Raw genomic sequence first — 20,485 nt, forward strand, 5'->3', positions numbered from 1 at the left:
TTGTGCTCCCGCTCAGCGGTTAGGAAGCCGACTTGCGGCGGACTCCGGGGGCGCGGTAGACGAAGACCGGCTCGACCGGAAAGGCGAGCTTCGTGGTGGGCCGCACGGTGAGCACCTCGTCGGGGACCTTGCGTTTGTAGTTCAGCTTGCTGGTGCCGCTATAGGCGCGGTCCACCGCGGCCAGGTTGATCAGGCCCTTGCATGTAATGGTCGCGATTCCCGGCCAGCGCGGTCCCACTACTTGACCGTGACGTTCGCGGTGAACGTACACGTCGGCGTGGGGTCGCTGCCCACGATGCTGGCGTAGTCCGCAGAGATCGTCGTCGTCCCGGTTTTCACTACGTTGAACGTCCACACCTCGTTGCCGGGTGCTCCCATCCGATCGGTGTGTTCGTGCTGGTACTCGTGGCTGTACTGCTTGAGGATCGCCGGATCCCCGATCTTCGGGTCAGCCGTCCAGCGGTAGGGAGTGCTGTGATTCGACCCCAACGAAATCTTGAGCGTATCGCCGACCGACAGCGTGACGTCTCTGCTGATCGAACGCTGATTCAACACATCGTCCATCGACACGTCGATGGATTTGGTCGCCGCGTGGCCTTTGCTGGAGCAGCCGATCACCCCCACTGCAACCAGTGCGATGAACATGGCGACGGCAACGATGAGCCTTGTCTTCACGGGGATCTAATATTCCACGTCCACCAAGGAGATTGGAGGTGAACACGCGCTGCGGCCGACGCGTCGCGACTTTCCCCCGACCAGCCCCATTTCTGCGCAGCTGTCCGGTAGCTTCTAGGCGTGTTTGGCATCATCCGGCCCTGCCGGCACCGGCTCGGCGGCGAACTCACCGCGGCCTGGCGAGCGCAATTGTGCGGCCTGTGCCTGGCCCTGCGCGACGAATACGGCCAGACCGCGCGCATCGCCACGAACTACGACGGGCTGGTGGTCTCGCTGCTGGTCGAGGCGCAGTCGCAGGCAGAGCCCGGGCGACGGACGGCCGGGCCGTGCCCGTTGCGCGGGATGAAACGCGCCGACGTGGCAACCGGTGAGTGCGTGCGACTGGCCGCGGTGGTGTCGTTGGCGCTTGCCGCGGCGCGGGTGCGCGATCACGTCGACGACCGCGACGGCCTGGTCGGTGCGGTCGGGGTGCGGCCCGCGGCCCGGCGCGTCGCCGAGCGTTGGGTGCGCCAGGGCACCGAAACCGGTCATAGCCTGGGGTTCGACACCGGCGTGCTGGTGGCCGCGATGGACCGCCAAACCGGACTCGAATCCACTGCGGGGCCGGGCACTTCGCTATTGGCGGTCACCGAGCCGACCGAGACGGCCGTCGCCGCGGCGTTCGCCCACACCGCCGTATTGGCCGGCCGCCCGGCCAATGAGGCGCCGCTGCGCGAGGTCGGGCAACTGTTCGGGCGGGTGGCGCACCTTCTTGACGCGGTCGAGGACTACCACGACGACGTCGCCCACGGAAAGTGGAATCCGTTGGCCGCCACCGAAACTCCCATCGCCGAAGTTCGTGCGCTATGCGACGACGCGGTGCTCGGCATCGAACTGGCACTGGCCGACGTGGACTTCACCGACGGCCGTCTGCCCCACCGGCTGCTGACGCGTGAGGTGCGCCGCGCGGTTGCTCGCACTTTCACTGCGCGCGAAGGAACACCGCACGGCCAGCAGGAGGGCATCAACTTCGGCGCGCCGGCGATGGGCGCCTACCCGGGGGCTCCCGGCGAGATCCCGGCCGAGCCGCAACGCAAACAGGGATGCTGGAACACCTGCACCGACGCCTGCTGCTGTGACTGCGAATGTGATTGCTGCTGTGACAGCTGCTGCGATGGCGATTGCTGTGACTGCGGAGACTGCTGCGACTGTTCGTAACCGGCCCGGCCACAGCCCCGGGTTGGCGTGATACCGCGTTTCAGCTTCGGCTCAGGCCTCATGCCGCGGGGCCAATGTGACCGCAAGCCGGTGCCGAACTCCGCGTACGGCAGGATGGTCGAGTGTTTGGGCTAGTCGTAATCGTTGCGCTGGTCGCCACCGTGGTCGTTGGCACCATCTTGGGCCGGCGCTATCGCGTGGGTCCCCCGGTCCTGCTCATCTTCCTGGGCGCGCTGCTGGGCCTTATCCCCCGGTTCGGCCACGTGGAAATCGACGGCGAAATCGTGCTGCTGCTGTTCCTGCCGGCCATCCTCTACTGGGAAAGCCTGAACACCAGCTTCCGCGAGATCCGCTGGAACATGCGCGTCATCGTGATGTTCAGCATCGGCTTGGTGATTGCCACCGCGGTCGCGGTGTCCTGGACCGCGCGGGCACTCGGGATGGAGTCGCACGCCGCCGCGGTCCTCGGTGCCGTGCTCTCTCCCACCGACGCGGCCGCCGTGGCCGGTCTGGCCAAGAAGTTGCCCCGCCGCTCGCTCACCGTGTTGCGCGGCGAGAGCCTCATCAACGACGGCACCGCGCTGGTGCTGTTCGGGGTGACGGTGTCGGTGGCGGTTGGCGGCGCGGCCGTCGGTCCGGCGGATCTGACCGGCCGGTTCATCCTGTCCTATCTCGGCGGCATCGCCGCCGGACTGGCTGTCGGCGCGATCGTGACCCTGATCCGCCGCCGGCTCGACGCGCCACTGGAGGAAGGAGCACTGAGCCTGGTCACGCCCTTCGCGGCGTTCTTGCTTGCCGAGACCTTTCACTGCAGCGGTGTCGTCGCGGTCCTGGTGTCAGCTCTCGTACTCACCTACGTCGGGCCGAAGGTGATCCGCGCCCGTTCCCGGCTCGAGTCCTACGCATTCTGGGACATCTCGACGTTCCTGATCAACGGCTCGCTGTGGGTCTTTGTCGGAGTTCAGCTTCCCGGTGCGCTGCAACATATTTCGGACGCCGGCGGCGGCCTGCGCCACGCCACCATCCTGGCACTGGCAGTCACCGGCGTCGTCATCGCGACCCGGGTCGTCTGGGTGGAGCTCAGCACCGTGCTGGGGCGGATTGTCGACTGGTGTTTCAAAAAGCCCGGGCGTCCCGCCACATTCCGTCAGCGCTGCGTGACCGGCTGGGCCGGCTTCCGGGGCGCGGTATCGCTGGCCGCGGCGCTGGCCGTCCCGTTGACCACGGGCAGCGGCGCGCCGTTCCCTGATCGCAACCTGATCATCTTCGTGGTGTCGGTGGTCATTCTCGTCACCGTATTGGTGCAAGGAAGCACCCTGCCGGCCGTCGTGCGCTGGGCCCGGATGCCCGAAGATATCGCCCGGGCCGACGAACTGCACCTGGCCCGGACCCGCAGCGCCGAAGCAGCCCTCGAGGTCCTGCCGGAAATCGCCGGCGAGCTGGAGGTGGGCCCCGAGGTGCTCAAGCGGTTGACCAAGGAATACGAAGAACGCGTCGCTCTGGTTCACGAAAACGACGACGACTCCGCGACAAACGATCTGGCCGAACGCAACGATCTGCTGCGGCGGGTGCGGCTGCGTGTGCTCCAGCATCAGCGCAACGCCGTGACGACCTTGCGCAACCAGAATCTGATCGACGACATCGTGTTGCGCGAGTTGCAACGCGAGATGGATTTCGAGGAAGTGCAGCTGCTCGATCCGGCCGAAACCGAGGCTTACGAAGGGGGCTAGCCGGGGGCTAGCCTGTGCTGCACGGCAGGCGTTTGATGCCGTGAAAAAACGAGGAGCGCAGCCGGTCTGGTGGCCCAATCACCTTCAGGCCGGGTATGTTTGGGTACAGCTCTTCGAGCATCACCTTGAGCTCCAGCCGGGCCAGCTGCGCGCCCAGGCAGAAGTGCACTCCCCCGCCGCCGAATGCGGCGTGACCCGCATCCACGCGTGTCACGTCGAACTCGTCGGCTCTGTCGAACACGTCCTCGTCCCGGTTGGCCGAAAGATAGTGCATCAGCACCCAATCGCCGTTGGGGATGTGCCGGCCGCGAATCTCGACGTCGCGGGTTACCGTGCGGCGGAAATGCATTACCGGTGTGGCCCAACGCAAAAGCTCTTCGACGGCGGGCTTGACCGCTTGGGGATCCATTGCCAGCATAGCTTGCTGTTGCGGGTGCTCTGAGAGCGCTAAGATGCCGTGGCTCAGCGTGTTTCGCGTGGTTTCGTTGCCCGCGATGGCTAGCAACAGGAAGAATTCGTTGAGCTGGTCGCGGTTGAGCTTTTCACCGTCGACTTCCGCGGCCAGCAATGCCGAGAGGATGTCATCGGTGAGCCCGTGCTTGCGCCGGTGCTTGACCAGCTGGTTGCAGTAGCTGAACATTTCGGCGGCGGCCTGCCCGAGGGCCTGGGGTGTGGGTGCGTAGTCGGGGTCCTCGATCCCCAGGGTGCCGATGGCGTTGCTCCAGCGGAAAACCTCCATGCGGTCCTCAGCGGGAACGCCAAGCACGTCGGCGATGACTTGCAGCGACATCTCCGCAGAAATGTCTGTGACAGCATCGAATTCGTGCTTGTCTCGGATATCGGCGACGATGTTGCGGGCGACTTGGCGCATCTTCGGTTCCAGGCGCTGCACGTTGCGCACGGTGAAACCCTGGTTGATGAGCTTGCGGAAGTGGATGTGACGCGGCGGATCGATGCCGGGCAACATCGCCGAGTTGGGTCCCGCCTCCGCCTCGACCAAGGTGTTGCCCTTGCTGCTGGTGAAGGTTTCGGTGTCGCGGCTGACCAATCGCACATCGGCGTGGCGGGTCAGCAGCCACGCCCTGGGCAGTCCGGTGAGCTGTACGGGATGCACTGGCGAGTCGGCTCTCAACCGGGCCAGCGCTTCGAATGGCGCACCGACGGTATAGGTGTCGGGGTTGAGCACCGCCGCGGCGTCGCGGCCGGCGGGACTGTCCTGGTTCTCGACGATGATGGCACCCAGCATCGGCACGTTCATGACGCCTTGATCCCCGCGACGATCACGTCGAGTCCGGCCCGAAATCTCGCGGCTTGGCGTTTACCGCCACGCGACTCTTCCAGGCCGACCGAACCCAGCAGATAGGTGTACAGCACCGTATGTGCCGCAGTGACAACGGGTTTGGCCAGCTCCGCTTCGGCCAGCAGTGAGCGGCTGAGCCGGTCCAGACGCCGGGCACATTCGCCGCCGCCACGGGTTTGCAGGACGTGCACGATGCCGGGAACGCCGAGCATAACCTCGCGAGCTGAGCAGTACAGCTCGGTGAGCCGCACGTCCCAGGGGCCGGCTTCGGGAACCGGGATGCCGGCCAGCACCGACTCGGCGAGCAGGTCCAGAGCAGCTTGTTTGCCCGGTACGTGGTAGTAGACCGACGGCACTGCGGCGCCGACTTCGGCGGCGAGCTCGCGCATCGTCACCTGCTGTACGCCAACGCGGCGAGCCAGGGTGTGCAGCGAGGCCACCACCTGATCGCGGTCGAGCTCGCCGTAGCGGCGGCGCACCTGCGACGTCATTCCGGCTTCATTCCGCTCTCATTCGAGCGCTGTTCGATTCAATTCGAGCACTGTTAGAATCTACCGCGATGACCAAGCTGTCGCTAGCCACGCCCGTGGTGACGATGTTCCCGTGGGCCAGCGCCGACTGGGAGAAAACCGCGTCGATCGAGCAGCTCGCCCAGATCGCTGAAGCCGCCGACCAATTCGGCTATCACCACTTGACCTGCAGCGAGCACATCGCGTTGCCGGCCGCCGAGCGAGGGCAGCGCGGAACCCGGTATTGGGATCCGCTGGCCACCTTCGGCTATCTGGCCGCGCGCACGCAGCGAATCCGGTTGGCCACCAACGTGTTGGTGCTGGGCTATCACCATCCGCTGGAGATCGCCAAGCGTTACGGAACCCTGGACGCCGTGAGCAACGGCCGGCTCATCCTTGGGGTAGGCGTGGGGTCGCTCAAGGAAGAATTCGAGCTCATCGGTGCGGACTTCGAGCATCGCGGGGTCCGGGGCGACGACGCTTTGCGGGCGCTGCGCGCCGCGCTGTCGGTTTCCGAGCCCGTCTATCACGGCGAGTTCTATTCGTTCAGCGACCTGGTCGTCGATCCGTGTGCGGTCCAGGAACGCGTGCCCATCTGGATCGGCGGGCGCACCTTGCGCTCACTGCGCCGTGCGGTAACCCTCGCCGACGGATGGGCGCCGTTTGCCGTGAGCCTGCCGCAAGCACGAGAGTGGTTGGCCCGCTTCGAACTTAAGCCCGGATTCGAGGTCGTCCTTGGCCCGTCGGCACCGCTGGACCCCATCAACGAACCGGAGCAGACCCGCGATCTCGTCGGCCAGACCGTGGCGCATGGCGCGACCATCGTCAGCGCCTATTTCCGGCACAACTCCCTGCAGCGCTATTTGGAGAATCTGCAGGCACTTGCGGAGCTGACGTGATGCGGGTCAAGGCAGGCATTTTCAGCCTCACCGCTCCCGCTGAGCCCGACGATGACGGCAGTTATCTGCGTTGGCATCTGCTGGACCACATGCCCGAGCAATACCAGCTGCCCGGCATCGTTCACGGACTGCGCTGGATTGCCGACGGGACCTATCCCGATCATCGACTCATCACGGGCGGTCCAGCGATAGGCAATGCCGTCCACTATCTCGTCGGCGACCCGGTAGCAGAGACGTTCAACGACTTCGTGGCGCTCGGCCGAAGGTTGCGGGATGCAGGTCGCTTCCCCGTCTGGCGGCCGTTACTGCAAATATCCGGGCTGCAACTGCTGCAGTGGCATTCGTCCTTCGTGTCGGCCGAAGTGGTGCCATTCCGGCCGCACCGCGGCGTCCTGCTGATCATCGAGGAACCGGTCGCAGATCTTCCCCTCGCATGGCTGGAATGGCTTCGCACCGAACACTATTTGGCGCTGATGTCTGCATCGGGTGTGGCGGGCGCCTGGATGTTCGGCCCGACGGACGCCTGGAACCCCGCACCCCGAGGCTGGCGCACCTATGCGCAATACATCACCGTCGTCTATCTCGACGAGGACCCGCTTGCGACCACCGCGGCTCTGGCGTTTGCCATCGAAGAACGATGGCGCACTGCGGCAGTGCGGCCCGTATTCGCCGGGCCGCTGCGCACGATGATCAGCTGGGAAGCGTGGCCCTGATGGCCTGGCCTAAGACGCACATCTCCCCACGCCACGAGGTGTGGCGCGGGGAGATGTGCAAACGGGATTACGAATTCGGTGCAGGCGCGGGAAGCCCGCCGGGAGCCGGAGCCGGACTCGAGTTCGGCACCTCACCCGGACCCGCGGTACCCGGCACGTTCGACGTCCAGATCAGAATGTCCTGGAATCCGTCGTTATAGACGACGCCGTTCGGCGGCGCGCCCGTCACGTCGAAGTACAAGGTGCCCCTCGACTCGTTGCCCTGCGGGATAGGCGCCGGGTTGAGGCCGTTGGGGACCTGAACCTTGTCGATCAGCTTGTAGGTCTGGCCGTTGGGCCCACGCGCGCTGAAGTCACGCACCATCGGGGTGACGGTTCCGGCGTCCGACCTGGCGACGACGTCTGCCTGGTAGAGCGTTCCTTTAGGGGTGTAGCCGGGAATCGTCACAGTGCTCTGCTGCAAATTACTCACCGTGTAAGAGGTGATCATCGGCCCGTCGATCAGCTGTTCGGTTTCGCCGAACCCCTGAATGTTGGGCGGTGCGGCCGAGGCAGGTACTGCGGCGAACAGGCTTACCGCGGCTATTCCCGCGGCGCCGATGGCCGTCTTGACACTGGTCGCTGTGAACTTCACGTTGCGCTCCTTTATCTTTCTTCCCGTGTTGTTGGGGCGGTCACCCAATGCACGGGCCAAACCGCAATAAAACTGCGCATAGCCATGCCGCGGCGACCTCAAACGTGATGGCTTCACCTGAATACCCCTGCGCAGGCGGCTACCTGCGCAAAGCGGACTGAATTATTTCGCACCACAACATGGCTTGAAATAACTTCTTTAACATTGGCATCACTAATCCCCGTCGTCGTCATCCCCGTCACGCAGCAGCTTCTCCGGGTGGTGAAAGGTATTGATGCGGGGCTGCCCGCGATCAAGTTGTGGCGGGGGTGTCCATTCGGTGGCACCGTTTTGTCGTTTTCGGGTAGACCAGCCGCCCGGTCGAAGCATTCGGTGGTGCGGGCCACAGGCGAAAGTAAGGCCCTCGATATCGGTGGCGCGACACTTTGCATAGTCGGTGACGTGCTGGACTTCGCAGTAGTAGCCCCCAACCTCGCATCCGGGCGCCGAGCAGCCACGGTCTTTGGCGTACAGGACGATCCGCTGGCCCGGCGAAGCCAGTCGCTTGGTGTGATACAACGTCAGCACCTCGCCCTTGTCGAAGACTGCAAGGTAGTGATGCGAATGCCGCCCGATCCGAATCACATCCGACATGGGTAACAGGGTGCCGCCCCCGGTGAGTCCGCTACCGGCCGCGGCTTCTAGCTCCTGCAGGGTGGTGGTCACGATGATGGAAGCCGGTAACCCGTTGTGTTTTCCTAATTCTCCCGATGCCAGCATCGCACGCAGCCCGGCGTTAAGACCGTCGTGATTGCGCTGGGGTTGGCTGCGTGTGTCACCTTCGATCGCCTCATGGCTCGGCGCACCGTCTACACACGCGGTGTCATCGTTGGGATTGCACATGCCCGGCGCCGCCAGCTTGGCCAACACGGCTTCTATGGTGGCCCGCAGTTCAGGGGTGATCACTGCGCGCAACTCCGACATGCCATCGCATTGTTGCTTTCCTAACGTCAATCCGCGCCGCCGAGCCCGATCCTCGTCACTGTAGGTGCCGTCGGGATTGACGCAATTCATGAGCCGCGCGGCCAGCTCGGCCAACTGCTCGGGCCGAAACTGCGTTCCCTCCTTGGCCAAACGCTCTTCGGCGCTCTCGCGGGTCGCATGATCGACCGAGACTGGCAACTTTTGGAAGAAGCGGCGAATCACCGCAACTTGGCCGTCCCCCAGCTTTCCGTCGCGTTGGGCCGCAGCAGTGGCGCCTAAGATCGGCGCAAGGGGTTCACCGGTGAGCGCCCGTCGATCACCCAGATCGGCAGCTTCCCGGATCCGCCGGCCGGCCTCGGCGCGACTGGTCAATGTCCACTCGGCTACGGCGTGAGAAAGCCTGCCGCACAACTCTTCAGCGGTAGCCTGGCGGGCCAGCAGGTTGATCGCTCCATGCTCTGCTGCGGGTAAGCGCCGCCGCACCCGCTCGATTCGCTCCAAGTGCGCCAACAACTCCTGCGTGTTCAACCCCTCGAGATCAAGCGCTAGAACAGCATCGAGCGCGGAATCCAACGCATCGTAGGCCGCTCGCACGCCGGCAATCCCGCTGTAACTCACACCCTGAAACTATCGGAGGCCACTGACAAAAAAGGCCGTCCTGATATCGCTGCAACTACTGTGACGCAAGGGATTTGGCGCCGTTCTAATACGACGAGGCGGCCCAGCTACCTTCCGGATACGGCGGCACCCGACCCGCAAGCGCGCCATCGGTGATGCTACACAGCGTGTCGGAAACCGTTCCCGCGTTGGCCAATACCCGCGGCGCACCGCTCGGCTCCAGCCGCGCGATCACGGCCTGCCAGAAGTAGCCGATGCCACCATGCTCGTACCAAACGAACCAGTCGGCGCCGCGGGACCCAGCACGAATTAGGCGGCGAAAAGGCAAGTTTGGGTCGTTGACCGAATCCGTCGCATTGAACGGCGCACCGACGTCAGCGATGGGTGGAAGCAGCCGGATCAACTCCGGCGGCAATTCGGACACGCTCTTTATCTCGCGAACCGGCGTCGTCAGCGTGCACTTCGTATCAGGCACCGCGCCCGCCGGCGCCACCGCCGCCCCGGCCAACGCCACAGTGAAGCAGACCGCAGTCCCCACGTGCACTATCCGATACCTGCTGCCCATACCGGCTCCCGTCGACGGCTCCTGCCCGGGGCACTGCGCCTTTGCTCAAGTTAGTTAGGCTCGCCGAAGACCACAAGGAGGAATACCGGTGAATGCACGCGCCCAGGTCCTGATCACCGCCGCGGAGTTGGCCGAACTCATCCGGGCCGAAGAGCCGGTAACGATCTTGGATGTGCGCTGGCGGCTCGACGCTCCCGACGGACGCGCGGCGTACGAGCAAGGCCACATACCCGCAGCGGTGTATGTGTCACTCGACGACGAACTCAGCGACCACACTGTCTCCGGCCGTGGCCGTCACCCGCTGCCAAACGGACGCGCTCTACAATCCGCCGCCCGCCGGTGGGGCGTTCGTCAGGCCGTTCCGGTTGTGGTGTACGACGACTGGAATCGGGCCGGTTCCGGCCGAGCGTGGTGGGTGTTGACCGCGGCCGGGATTTCCGGCGTCCGGATTCTAGACGGCGGCCTGGCGGCATGGCAGGCTGCCGGCGGCGACCTGGAGACGGGTTCGGTTACGCCCGAGCCGGGGAATGTGATTGTGCCGCAACATGACTTGTACGCCGGAAGCCGAGCGACGCTGTCAGCGGCCCAAGCACAAAGCGTCACCCTGCTTGACGCACGCGCACCCGACCGGTTCCGCGGCGACGCTGAGCCCGTCGACGCGGTTGCGGGTCACATCCCCGGAGCGAAGAACCTTCCGTTCGGCGCCGTATTGACCGAAGACGGTACGTTTCGCGATGATGCCGCCCTGGTCGAGCTGCTGTCCGACCGCGGCGTCGAAAGTGGTGCTGCCATCGGCAGCTATTGCGGTTCCGGAGTAACTGCAACCGTCGTCATAGCAGCCCTCGAGGCAGTGGGTCACGAGGTCGCGCTGTTCCCGGGCTCCTGGTCCGAGTGGGTCTCAGATACAAACCGCCCCGTTGGCAGCGGCCCCGAATAGGTCCGGGATAGTCGCGAAACGTTAAGCGCCAGGCCAGCTTTGCAGGAAAGCCTCGGTGACCAAAGCGGCGTTGTCGGCCGCGATCTGCTTGTAGAAGAAGAACTGGAACGGAAAGTCCGGCAGATGCAACGGATCGCCCGGGCCATCCGAAATGCCGCGGATACCCAGGAACGGGACACCGTGCGCATTCGCGACCGCCTGCGCTGCAGCCGTCTCCTGGTCCACCGCATCGAACGCCGGATTCTGGCCCGTCTGAATGTTCAGATTGCTCAGCAGACCGTGCAGTATCCAGGGCCCGATCGCCTGAAAGAAGTTGCCGGTATACAACAGTGAGCGATCCGGCGCGGTGCACGGCTGACACCCAAAGACGTTGCCGCTGTTCGGTACACACGGAAATGCTTGGCCATTGTTGTTGTCGCTGCTCATGCCGTCGCCACCGACGAAAAGCTGCGGCTGACGATGCAGATCGGCGATCACGAATTTCGGGGTGTGCCGGCACAGGCACAGCGGATCCCCGAGGTAGTTGACCGGGCTCAGGGTGACCGCCAGTGTCTGCGCCGTGGCCAGCATCCCGGGATCGACGGGCATGAATGTCTTGCCCTTGTCGAGGGTCCACTGCGCGGGTATCGCGACATCCCCGATGCTGGTTCGAGCGGCGCCGCCGGCCACTCCGGAAAACACCACTGCGCCAATGCTGATACCCGAGGCACAGGTGAAGGTGGCCAACGCGGTTTCGGTGGCGTCGGTCGCGTTGACCATGCCGATGAAAGTCATCGCCACGATCACCTTCTTGCCGGCAATCGAGCCGAGATAGAAGTGCCGACGATTGGCGATCCGGACCGGGTTCGGGTCCAATGTGGTGTGCGCCAGCACGGCATCGGCCTCGGCGGGAAATGCGGATAAGACCAATGTGCGCTGTTCGCAGGAGCTCATGGCGACCACGTTCTGGGAATCGGCAATAGCCACACCGCATCCCAGTGCAAACGCGGCGAGCACCATGAGAGCGGCCCGGAATCGGCGCAGCACGATCCCCCTATCTCTGGCGCACGTTCGTCAGTCATGTGATGCCAGAATTCGCTGTCCCATAGGCCCAAGGCGCTGCCGAAGTTGCTTGGCCATGATTTTCGCGCGACACGGCGAGGGAATGGAGATTCGTTATCGCTTCTTTTGACTAGCGATTGCTTGTCGTTATCCGATTGCCGCACAACCGGGCAACTCAGAGCCGTTCGATTACCAGCTGGGCGAAGGCGTGATTGGTTGAAGTGGTTCCGTCGGGCTTTCGGACGTTGGGATCGTATAGCTGGAGACTTATCCCGTTGACATTTTCGCCGTTCTGGTGGCCGAAGTAGTACTGCGTCTTCTTGGTGACCTTGAGCACCCCATTGATGATGCTGGGTTGCGAATCCATTGGATCCTGTAAAGAGGCCAGCATCTCCATGTCGTTCTTCTCGATATTCCAGAGAAAGGCATAACCGGGAGCCGAATACTCCGCGGCCCGCTGCTCGGGGGTCAACTTCCAGCCGAAGGTTGTCAACGACCAGCCGTCGATTCGATAGGTACCGGGTTCCAGGGTGAAGTATCCGGTGTTCTTGTCGTATTTGACGTACTGCTGGTCATCGAGGGTGAAGTCGTTGAAAACCCGAACGTTGAGGCCGGGCTTCATTGGGACATTGTTTAATCCACGTTCCATGAAGGCACCCCAGACGCGCGGCTGGTTGGCACTGCTCCCGCCGCTGCTGGCGCAGCCCGCCAACGCCAGCCCGACGGCGATGATGAATGGCAATAGTCGATATTTCACGATTTCCTCCGGTAGCACTGTGCGACAAGCGGTTTCAGAGCAGCGGGCGCAGCTCGATCGCCGCAGACAGCTTCTGGGACATCCAATAGGTAAGGGCCATGGTTCTTTCGCCGGTCGGGAAGCCGATGCCTTCGAATATGACTTCACCGGCCAAGGCGGGCAGCCGGACGTTCTCGCGGCGGTGCCGCCAGGTCAGCTGATAGGACTCCCCGACCGTTTCGATGTGCAGGTCCAAGTCGCCGGCCAGCTTGCCGCCGGCGTCGAAGTACTGAACGTGGTAGTCGCCGGGGAAGCCGTTAGAGGTGTCTCCGACGGCCCTTCCGCTGCCCATGGCGCCGGCCGAACCGAAAGTGAGATAGCGCGCGGTGATCACGTCGGGTTCCTCGCTGCTGATCTGATACTCAGCGAGCCCTATTACTCGCGTGTTGATCACGATGAGCATGGTAAACCCACACCTAAGCTCACCGCACCAGGCAGATTGCACAAGGAGGAAAGCGGAAACAGTGCGCCCACATCCCAACCCCGAAAGAGCAGCTCCCGTTGCTGCTTGCGATAGTGAACTTCCCTCAGCGCTAAACCCCTGAAAGGCTTGGACCGTGGATATCTTTGCGGAGTGGCAGAGCGGCGGAAACGAGTTGCGCTGGCGGTCGACCACCGCCGCCAACAACGGACGAGAGGTCACGGTATTCAGCCGCCGCTGCGGCACGCCGGGTGCACCCGCGCTGGTGCTTGTCCATGGTTTTCCGACCTCGAGCATCGACTATTTCGGGTTGTCGAATGAATTGAACTCAGAGTTCGACATCTTCACTTTGGACTTCCCGGGCTACGGCTTGTCGGAGAAGCCACCGGAGCCATACGTCTACTCGCTCTACGACGACGCGCGCCTGCTGGTGCACGCAATCACCGAAGTGTGGCAGCTGACCGAATACCGGATGCTGACCCACGACCGCGGCAGCAGTGTGGGCATGATCGCGCTGGACACGTTGGCCACCGAAGGGGCCCTACCGGTCGACGTTTTCCTGACCAACGCGAACATTTATCTACCACTGTCGAATCTGACCACCTTCCAAACGATGATGCTCGACCCAGCAACGGGACGGGCGACGGCGGCAGCGACGACGCCGGACCTGCTGGCGGCCGGCCTGGGCGCAAGCACCTTCCTCCCGCGGCGCACACTTGAAGATCCCGAGATCGCTGCCTTGGCAAAGTGTTTCGCGCACAACGACGGAATCCGCGTGCTGCCGGACACCATTCAGTACCTCAACGAGCGCGCCGCGGGCGAAACCGGTTGGCTGGAAGCACTTTCCAAGCTCCCGATCAACCTGTCGCTGGTGTGGGGTTTACACGACAGCGTGTCGCCGCTACGGGTGCCCAACCACGTCTGGCAGGCGTATCTTCGCGATATGCCCCGGCTAAGCCGCTACTGGGTGGTGCCGAACGCCGATCACTATCTGCAGTGCGATGCCCCAAGGGAATTGGCCGACATCATCCGGGTTACCGCCGCGGGCGCGGACATCGAGCTGGGCACACTCGGCGACCGGCCCGAGGGCGCCATGCTGGTGGATCAGCTGAACAGCGCCTGACCGATGTAGTGGCCCTGGCTGGGCGCGGGCGGAACGGCGAAAATCGCCGATCCGATGTGACGGATGTATTCGTTGAGCAAGTCGTTGGCGCCCAGCCGGTTTTGCAGCCGGATGAAGTTCTGCGGGTTGTTCTGGTAGGAGATGAACAGCAGGCCGGCATTGAGCTGGCCGGTGGCATCCAGTCCGTCGGTGTAGTTATAGGAACGCCGGCGGATCATGATGCCGTCGTTGTTTTCCCTGGCAGCCAAGCCGATGTGCGACAGCGGGTCGATAACGGGTTTGCCGTCAGCGTCTTTCGCACCGAAGTCCGGTGTGTCGAACTCGGCCTTGCCCGATAGCGGTGCTCCTTCCTGCTTGGTGCGGCCGAAAATCTGCTGCTGGTTTCCGACTCGATCGGTATCCCAGGTTTCCAGCAGCATCCGGATCTTGCGGACGACTTGATAGGTTCCGCCGTTCATCCACGCCTGGTCGCTGTTGTCCACCCATACGAATCGGGAGTATTCCGCGTCGCTGGACACGTTGCGTGTTCCGTCCTTGAAGCCCAGCAGGTTTCGTGGCGTGTTCTGACCAGGCCCGGCAGAGGCCCGGCCGAAACCCAGCACTTGCCACAAGGGAGACACGATATTGCGGCCCAGCCGGGTGAGATTGCGGGTGGCGTGGTAGCAGACCTGGGGGTCGTCGGCGCAGGCTTGTACCGACAGATCGCCGCCATGCAGACGCGGGTCGAGGTTGTCGCCGTTGAGTGGGGGCAGATCGGAAAACATTGCCGGCTTGCGTGCGGCGAGTCCGAACCGATCACCGAACACCGAAGGGCCCAGCCCAACGGTCACTGTCAGGCTGGCCGGGCTCAGGCCGAAGGCTTCCCCGGTATCGGCGGGGGGCTGCACCTCGACCGAAGGCTGCACTGCGCCAACGGGATTGCCCTGTTGCAGCACCGCGCCCGCAGCCGACCAGCGGGCCAGCAGTGACTGCAGTTGTGTGCGCCCAGCGCCGGCAGCCAGCGAGAACGACATGAACACGCAGTAGCGCTGCGGCTGCGTGGCGATTCCGCCCTGATGCGCCTGACCGTAGAAGGGATAACTGCGGCGCAGATCGACGGTGTCGTCGTCGCCGGTGTGCTTTGTTTCCGAAGCCGCAGCGTATCCGGCCACCCCGCCGCCGGCCGCACCGACCGCCGCGCCGGCGAGCCCGGCCCACATCGCGCCGCCAAGCATGCGGCGGCGCGACACCTCGGTTTCAGCAGATTCAGGTTTGTCGGTCATCAGTTCGCCGAGACAACTTTTTGCGCCACCAGGGACAGGCTCTGGTGCAGTGGCTGGATCACCGCTGTCAGCTTCGGTGCATCGCGGGCCTGCAGCGACGGGGTGTAGGTCTGGTAGCCGCCCAGTGCCGCGGGGTCACGGTAGTCGTTGAGTGTGTTCAGTACATCGGTGAATTGCTGGTCGATCTGCTTGACGAGATTGGCGTCGATCTTCTCCAGGCCGGGGCGCAGCGAGGCGTAGGCCTGCTGGGCTCCCTCGACGTTGCCGGCGAAGTCCACCAGGTCGATGTGACTGAAGGCTTCTTCCTCGCCGGTTATTTTGGTGTTCTGTACTTCTTCGATGAGGTCGGCAGCGCCATTGGCCAAATCCTCCGGGCGGTACTGCAGGCTGGTCACCGTCGTGTTCAATTTACCTACGTTGCTTACCAATTCGGTGCTCACCACCTTGGTGCCGGCGGTGATAGCACCACCCTGCCACAGGTCGCGTTCGATCGCGTGCATGCCCTTCCAGCCTACCTTCGCGTCGACCGGAGTGGATTCCCGCATGTCGATCAGATAGTCGAGGTTGCCCAAATTGTCCCCAACCGCGAAGCCCGGCAACACGAAACCCTCGACGCTGGCTTCCGCCCGCTCGTAGAACGGGCGGGCCTTGGCGTAGGCCGACTTCGCCGCGTCGACGTTGCCCGATTGCACGGCGGCATCGAGTACCTTGACGGCGTCGTTGAGCTGACCGATTTGCTTGACGATGTAGGCCGCATAATCCTTGGTGCCTTGACTGAGCACTGTGGCGACCGTGCCGGTGAGCGGCGCCGGTGCTCGTCCCGTAACGGTCAGAGTTTGATATTCGGTACCCGCGCCAGGGCAATAGATTTGGTAGGCGCCGCCGTCAAGGGTGACGGTGAACGACACCGGATCCAGTCCGGGTGCCAGGTTTTCTTTCTCACCCAGGATTCGCTGATCTTTGAGCAACTCCAGCTCGCTGATGCCCGGTGCGCTGGCATTGGCGACGGTAAATGTCACCGGGCCGGCCGGCACGCTGGTGGTGTTGAGCACGCAGTTGTCTTTGCCGCCGTCGTTGCTCATGGTCACCTTGACGGCGTTGGTACCGGCGCCTTTGGGCGCGGTGGTATGGCTGCACGCGGTCAGGGCCAACACCGCGACAGCGACCCAGATGCTATGAGACCGGTTGACGGGATTCATCATTGGCCACGTCCCTCCTTTTCCGTCCGGCGACAACGACGCACGTCAGCGCGAAGGCGCTTAATACCAAGGGGAGCCACAGTTTCCACAGCCGCCGTTCGGCGCGCTGCTGGGCATCGGCAGTGATCTGCGCGGCGGTCGATTGGTCGTCAACACCGGCCGTCGTCCAGTCAGACGGCAGACCGCCGACACTGACGGTCTTGGGCGCGGTGAGCCCGCCGCCGCTGAGTACCGCCGTGCGATTGCTGACAGCCTGCGCGCTCAGCAGCGAATTACCCTGGGCGCGAACCGTGTACACGGTGCTGGTAGCCCACTGCGCTTGGAACGGGCCGGGTGTGCGGGCCGCGGACACCCCGACCGGCAAGCGGCCACCGGTCAGGTTCACCAACTCCGTCAGCGTGACCGTCGGCTCGCCGCCGCTGGCGACCGGCACCGTCGCCTGCCACACCCGCACCGGCACGCCCGCGACCGAATCGGCACCGGCCGCACTGAGGGGGATGTCGCTGGTCGACCCGCTTCGACTCAGAGACAGCCCGCCTGGTCCGGACGTCAGCGACACTGTCGCAGTGCGGCCGAGGCGATCCGTCACCGTGCGCGGGTGTGGACCAGGCGAGGAGCCCCCGGCCGGAACGGCGATCACCAGTGTCGCGGCGACGATGAGCAGCGCGGCCGCGGCGCCGCCGAGCGTCCGGCGCCGGATAGCGGGATCCGCGGTTAGCCGAGCCGGCCACAGAAAGACCACTAGCACCGGTACCGCGTACAGCAACCAGCCCAGCACTTCGATGAGGCGGGGATCGGTGGGTATGCCGAACAGCCCGGTGACCAACGCGCCCTGCAATGATCTGCCGGGAATCCAGGCCGAGAGGTTGAACACCTGTTGCTGGCCGATGGCGATCCAGCCGGCCTCGTGGGCGGTGCGTAGCGCACCGAGCACCAAACCGGCCGCGATCAGCACCAGAAAGACGCCGGTGATGCGGAAGAAGCGGCCGAGGTTGAGTTTCAGACCACCGAAGTACAGGCCGACACCGACCGCGATCGACAGCGCGATCCCCGTTGCGCCGCCGAGCACGGCGAACCAGCGGCTGCCGTGTGACGTTTGCGCGGCCGCGAGCAGGAACACCGCCGTTTCGAAGCCCTCCTTGAGGACAGCCAGGAAGGCCATCACAACAAGGGCCAGTGAGCCGCCCCGGCTGATCGCCTCCTGGGCCTCGCGCTCCAGCTCGCCCTTGAGCCGGGAAGCGTTGCGGTTCATCCAGATGATCATGGAGGTCACGAACACCACGGCAATAGCGCCGATGACGGTTTCCATCATTTCCTGCTGCCGCTGCGGCAGGGTCGTCGACAGCAAATCCAGCCCGACGCCGACACCGACACTGATGACCACGGCCAGCGCGACGCCGGCAAACATTGGACGAGTCGACTGTCCATTGCGTTTGAGGAACGCACCGACGATGCTCACGATGAGCGTCGCCTCCAGGCCTTCGCGGAGGCCGATCAGGAAAGTGCCGATGAATGCGCCCTGCACGGCCACTTAGCCTAGCCTAACTAAGCATCTGGATTTGCCATACCCACCTATTAGAGGCCGAAGCGGTCGACGAGGCCTCAGCCAGTGATCACCGGCAACTTCGCCCAGCCGCGCACGCTGCTGGTGTGCGCCTTGCTGGCATTGGCGTAGTCGACTTCCCAATCCGGCCAGCGCTTGATGACCTCCTCCAACGCCACCCGCGCCTGCATGCGCGCCAGCGCCGAGCCCAGACAGAAGTGCAGCCCGTGCCCGAAACTGAGATGACCCCCCACACGACGGATGTCGAACCGCTCGCCGTCGGGAAACCTGCGTTCGTCCCGGTTGGCTGATCCGTTGAGCAACAACATGATCGAGCCTTGGGAGATCATGGTGCCACGGCATTCGACGTCGCGGGCCACGTAGCGCGCCTGTACCGGCGAGGGCGCTTGGTAGCGCAACACCTCCTCGATCGCGTTGGGAATCAGCGAGGGAGAGGCGACGATCTCACGACGCTGGTCGGGGTGCTCGGCAAGAAGTTGGCCGATGAAACCGATCAGGCGGGTGGTCGTCTCGTTGCCCGCGCCGGCGATCATGGTGGTGTACATCAGCACCTCGCTGCGCGTCAGCCGCCGCATCGCACCGTCTTCCTCGATCTCGGCGTTGAGCAGCTGGGTCATCAAGTCATCGGAGGGATGGTCGGTGCGCCAGTCGATGTAGTCGGAGAACACCTCATAGCTTTTCTCGAACAAATCTTCGGTCACGGCCGTGAAAGTGCCTTGCTTCAGGCTGATGGCCCGGCCCCCGCGATCACGGATGGCTTGCTGCCCCTCCTCCGGGATGCCCAGCAGATACCCGATGGTCCGCATCGGGATCATCGCACCAAGATTCTCGATGAAGTCGAACCGGCCGGTACCCACCAACGGATCCAGCGCACGCACACAGAAGTCGCGCGTCAGCGGCTCGATCGCTTCCATCCGCCGCGGCGTGAAAACCCTTGACAACAAACGGCGATGCAGGTCGTGCAGCGGCGGGTCCTCGAAGAGAATGACCCCGGGCGGGATATCGACACCGCTCATGATGATGTCCATCGTGGTGCCGCGGCCGGATCGGTAAGTCTCCCAATTCGTCAGCTCCGGCGCGACATCCTCATACCGGCTCAACGCGTAGAAGTTGTACTTCGCGTTGTAATACAACGGAGCTTCGTCCCGCATCCGCTTCCAGATCGGGTAAGGATCATCGTCGATATCGAAATCGAATGGGTCGTAATAGATCTCAGCTACGGTCATGCGGGCTCCGCGGTGGCTGAGCGCGCGGCTTCGGGCAGCACCATCTCGCCGACCCGCTTGAGATAAGGCCATGCGACTTCGGGCGACAACCCGCCGCAAAGTGGCGACAGGTTGAGAATCTTGCCGGATCGTACTCGCGAAACCGCTTCTGGCACAGAGTAAATGACGTGCGACGCGGCCGCCTCGCGCAGCTCGTCGACGGTTTCAGCGTGTGTGAAGCCCGCCGAGACCTCGTTGCCGGGGTTCCAGGCCGCATAACTGCGGGCATCGTGCAGCAGATGCTCACCGAGTTCCGCCCAGGCCGCGTCCACGTCGTCGGCGACGAAGCTGACCGACGGCGTCTTGCGGTCGGGGAAAAAGGTCCCCCCCGGCGAGTGGCCATGCTTTCGGCAGGCCGCTTCGTAAGCCTCCTGCATGCCCTCGACGTTGGCGTTGGCCAACATGCCCAGGCCGTAGCGGCCGGCCCGCCGGGCCGCCGCCACACTGCCGCCACCCCACATCAACCCGGGCCCACCGGCGGTCCGCGGGGCCGGCGTCACCTTGATCCGCCGGCCCTCATGCGCGACCTCCTCGCCAGTGAGCAATTGCCGCAGCAGCCCAAGCTTCTCGTCAGCAAGCCGGCCGCGACCGGCCATCTCCACACCGAAGTGCTCGTATTCCTCAGGCCGGTACCCCAAAGCCAGGATGTACGAGGCCCTTCCACCGCTGATGATGTCGAGAACCGCCATGTCTTCGGCCAGTCGCACCGGGTCGTAGAAGGGCAGGATCAGGATCAGGCTCAACGCCATACGCTTGGTACGCGCCGCGATCGCGGAGGTCAGCAGCAGCGGGGAGGGCAGGTATCCGTCCTCAGACCCGTGGTGCTCACACGTCACTGCCGCCAGGCCGCCGTGGTCCTCCGCCCATGCGCACATCTCCGGCGCCGCGGCATACAAGGCCGTTGGATCGGCTCCCCATGCGGGTGCGCGCATGTCGAAGCGCAGTGTGAACACAGCGACTCCTATGTGACCTAATATTTGTGCCACGTACGCTACGTGGGACCCGGGAGGGCGGTCAACCACCTCGGCCACGACTAACGCCGACCAGCATTGAAACTAACATCTGGTCCCGATA

Annotated in this window: 21 protein-coding genes; 6 read left to right on the forward strand and 15 right to left on the reverse strand. The window is 64.1% G+C overall.

Translation table 11 applies throughout. The features are described 5' to 3' along the window. Positions 1-19: 19 nt before the first annotated feature. Both AWC27_RS13615 and AWC27_RS13620 read right to left on the reverse strand, forming a co-directional pair. Positions 20-238: a hypothetical protein gene (locus tag AWC27_RS13615; protein WP_085670965.1), complete on the reverse strand. Its 219-nt coding sequence runs from the start codon at positions 236-238 to the stop codon at positions 20-22. Continuing rightward, the gene (locus AWC27_RS13620; RefSeq protein ID WP_139836983.1) at positions 238-675 is read right to left on the reverse strand and encodes a protease inhibitor I42 family protein; all 438 of its coding nucleotides are present in this window, start codon (positions 673-675) and stop codon (positions 238-240) included. Before AWC27_RS13620 ends, AWC27_RS13615 begins: the two co-directional genes overlap by 1 nt. A gap of 120 nt (positions 676-795) precedes the next feature. On the opposite strand from AWC27_RS13620, the gene AWC27_RS13625 reads away from it, so the two are divergent. Further along, a complete protein-coding gene (locus tag AWC27_RS13625) occupies positions 796-1,872 on the forward strand; it encodes a DUF5685 family protein (RefSeq protein WP_085670967.1) in 1,077 nt (358 codons plus the stop codon). 122 nt (positions 1,873-1,994) lie between these two features. Then, on the forward strand, positions 1,995-3,602 hold the full coding sequence (locus AWC27_RS13630; RefSeq protein ID WP_085670968.1) for a Na+/H+ antiporter: 1,608 nt from the start codon (positions 1,995-1,997) through the stop codon (positions 3,600-3,602). A gap of 7 nt (positions 3,603-3,609) precedes the next feature. On the opposite strand, the gene AWC27_RS13635 is transcribed toward AWC27_RS13630, so the two are convergent. Together AWC27_RS13635 and AWC27_RS13640 are read right to left on the reverse strand one after the other, a co-directional pair. Continuing rightward, positions 3,610-4,860: a cytochrome P450 gene (locus AWC27_RS13635; RefSeq protein WP_085670969.1), complete on the reverse strand. Its 1,251-nt coding sequence runs from the start codon at positions 4,858-4,860 to the stop codon at positions 3,610-3,612. Then, positions 4,857-5,393, reverse strand: coding sequence for a TetR family transcriptional regulator (locus tag AWC27_RS13640; protein ID WP_085670970.1), 537 nt, complete (start codon positions 5,391-5,393; stop codon positions 4,857-4,859). The genes AWC27_RS13635 and AWC27_RS13640 overlap by 4 nt, the downstream gene beginning before the upstream one ends. Before the next feature lie 68 nt (positions 5,394-5,461). Here AWC27_RS13640 and AWC27_RS13645 point away from each other — a divergent pair, with 68 nt between their 5' ends. Continuing rightward, a complete protein-coding gene (locus AWC27_RS13645) occupies positions 5,462-6,310 on the forward strand; it encodes a TIGR03619 family F420-dependent LLM class oxidoreductase (RefSeq protein ID WP_085670971.1) in 849 nt (282 codons plus the stop codon). Next, positions 6,310-7,023, forward strand: a complete 714-nt coding sequence (locus AWC27_RS13650) for a hypothetical protein (protein ID WP_085670972.1) — start codon at positions 6,310-6,312, stop codon at positions 7,021-7,023. The genes AWC27_RS13645 and AWC27_RS13650 overlap by 1 nt, the downstream gene beginning before the upstream one ends. Before the next feature lie 67 nt (positions 7,024-7,090). Here the strand turns inward: AWC27_RS13650 and AWC27_RS13655 are convergent, their stop codons facing one another. The 3 genes from AWC27_RS13655 to AWC27_RS13665 all read right to left on the reverse strand — a co-directional run bounded on the left by AWC27_RS13655 (position 7,091) and on the right by AWC27_RS13665 (position 9,803). After that, positions 7,091-7,657 carry an MPT63 family protein gene (locus tag AWC27_RS13655; RefSeq protein ID WP_085671055.1) on the reverse strand — a complete coding sequence of 189 codons (567 nt, stop codon included), beginning with the start codon at positions 7,655-7,657 and terminating at the stop codon, positions 7,091-7,093. A 213-nt stretch (positions 7,658-7,870) separates the two neighbouring features. Next, complete coding sequence (locus tag AWC27_RS13660) at positions 7,871-9,238, reverse strand: HNH endonuclease signature motif containing protein (RefSeq protein WP_085670973.1); 1,368 nt, start codon at positions 9,236-9,238, stop codon at positions 7,871-7,873. A gap of 85 nt (positions 9,239-9,323) precedes the next feature. Further along, positions 9,324-9,803, reverse strand: a complete 480-nt coding sequence (locus AWC27_RS13665) for a hypothetical protein (protein ID WP_245847057.1) — start codon at positions 9,801-9,803, stop codon at positions 9,324-9,326. 88 nt (positions 9,804-9,891) lie between these two features. On the opposite strand from AWC27_RS13665, the gene AWC27_RS13670 reads away from it, so the two are divergent. Then, on the forward strand, positions 9,892-10,740 hold the full coding sequence (locus AWC27_RS13670) for a sulfurtransferase (protein ID WP_085670974.1): 849 nt from the start codon (positions 9,892-9,894) through the stop codon (positions 10,738-10,740). Positions 10,741-10,761: 21 nt separating this feature from the next. Here AWC27_RS13670 and AWC27_RS13675 read toward each other — a convergent pair whose 3' ends face one another. From AWC27_RS13675 to AWC27_RS13685, 3 genes are all read right to left on the reverse strand, one after another. Next, entirely contained in the window at positions 10,762-11,706 is a 945-nt protein-coding gene (locus AWC27_RS13675) for a phosphorylase family protein (protein ID WP_245847060.1), read from the reverse strand. Positions 11,707-11,956: 250 nt separating this feature from the next. Beyond that, positions 11,957-12,403: a hypothetical protein gene (locus tag AWC27_RS13680; protein WP_245847063.1), complete on the reverse strand. Its 447-nt coding sequence runs from the start codon at positions 12,401-12,403 to the stop codon at positions 11,957-11,959. A 169-nt stretch (positions 12,404-12,572) separates the two neighbouring features. Then, positions 12,573-12,980 carry a hypothetical protein gene (locus AWC27_RS13685; RefSeq protein ID WP_085670976.1) on the reverse strand — a complete coding sequence of 136 codons (408 nt, stop codon included), beginning with the start codon at positions 12,978-12,980 and terminating at the stop codon, positions 12,573-12,575. A 154-nt stretch (positions 12,981-13,134) separates the two neighbouring features. On the opposite strand from AWC27_RS13685, the gene AWC27_RS13690 reads away from it, so the two are divergent. Then, positions 13,135-14,121 (forward strand): alpha/beta fold hydrolase, encoded by a 987-nt coding sequence (locus tag AWC27_RS13690; RefSeq protein ID WP_085670977.1) that lies wholly within the window; start codon positions 13,135-13,137, stop codon positions 14,119-14,121. On the opposite strand, the gene efeB is transcribed toward AWC27_RS13690, so the two are convergent. The 5 genes from efeB to AWC27_RS13715 all read right to left on the reverse strand — a co-directional run bounded on the left by efeB (position 14,103) and on the right by AWC27_RS13715 (position 20,364). Further along, positions 14,103-15,383: an iron uptake transporter deferrochelatase/peroxidase subunit gene (efeB, locus tag AWC27_RS13695; RefSeq protein WP_085670978.1), complete on the reverse strand. Its 1,281-nt coding sequence runs from the start codon at positions 15,381-15,383 to the stop codon at positions 14,103-14,105. The genes AWC27_RS13690 and efeB overlap by 19 nt on opposite strands. Then, entirely contained in the window at positions 15,383-16,537 is a 1,155-nt protein-coding gene (efeO, locus tag AWC27_RS13700) for an iron uptake system protein EfeO (RefSeq protein WP_372516869.1), read from the reverse strand. Before efeO ends, efeB begins: the two co-directional genes overlap by 1 nt. Positions 16,538-16,556: 19 nt before the next feature. Then, positions 16,557-18,107, reverse strand: coding sequence for an iron uptake transporter permease EfeU (efeU, locus tag AWC27_RS13705; RefSeq protein WP_085671059.1), 1,551 nt, complete (start codon positions 18,105-18,107; stop codon positions 16,557-16,559). A 77-nt stretch (positions 18,108-18,184) separates the two neighbouring features. Next, a complete protein-coding gene (locus tag AWC27_RS13710) occupies positions 18,185-19,372 on the reverse strand; it encodes a cytochrome P450 (RefSeq protein ID WP_085670979.1) in 1,188 nt (395 codons plus the stop codon). Continuing rightward, positions 19,369-20,364 (reverse strand): LLM class flavin-dependent oxidoreductase, encoded by a 996-nt coding sequence (locus tag AWC27_RS13715; RefSeq protein WP_085670980.1) that lies wholly within the window; start codon positions 20,362-20,364, stop codon positions 19,369-19,371. The genes AWC27_RS13710 and AWC27_RS13715 overlap by 4 nt, the downstream gene beginning before the upstream one ends. Between the last annotated feature and the right edge of the window lie 121 nt (positions 20,365-20,485).

The organism is Mycobacterium szulgai (assembly GCF_002116635.1).
Taxonomy (GTDB): domain Bacteria; phylum Actinomycetota; class Actinomycetes; order Mycobacteriales; family Mycobacteriaceae; genus Mycobacterium; species Mycobacterium szulgai.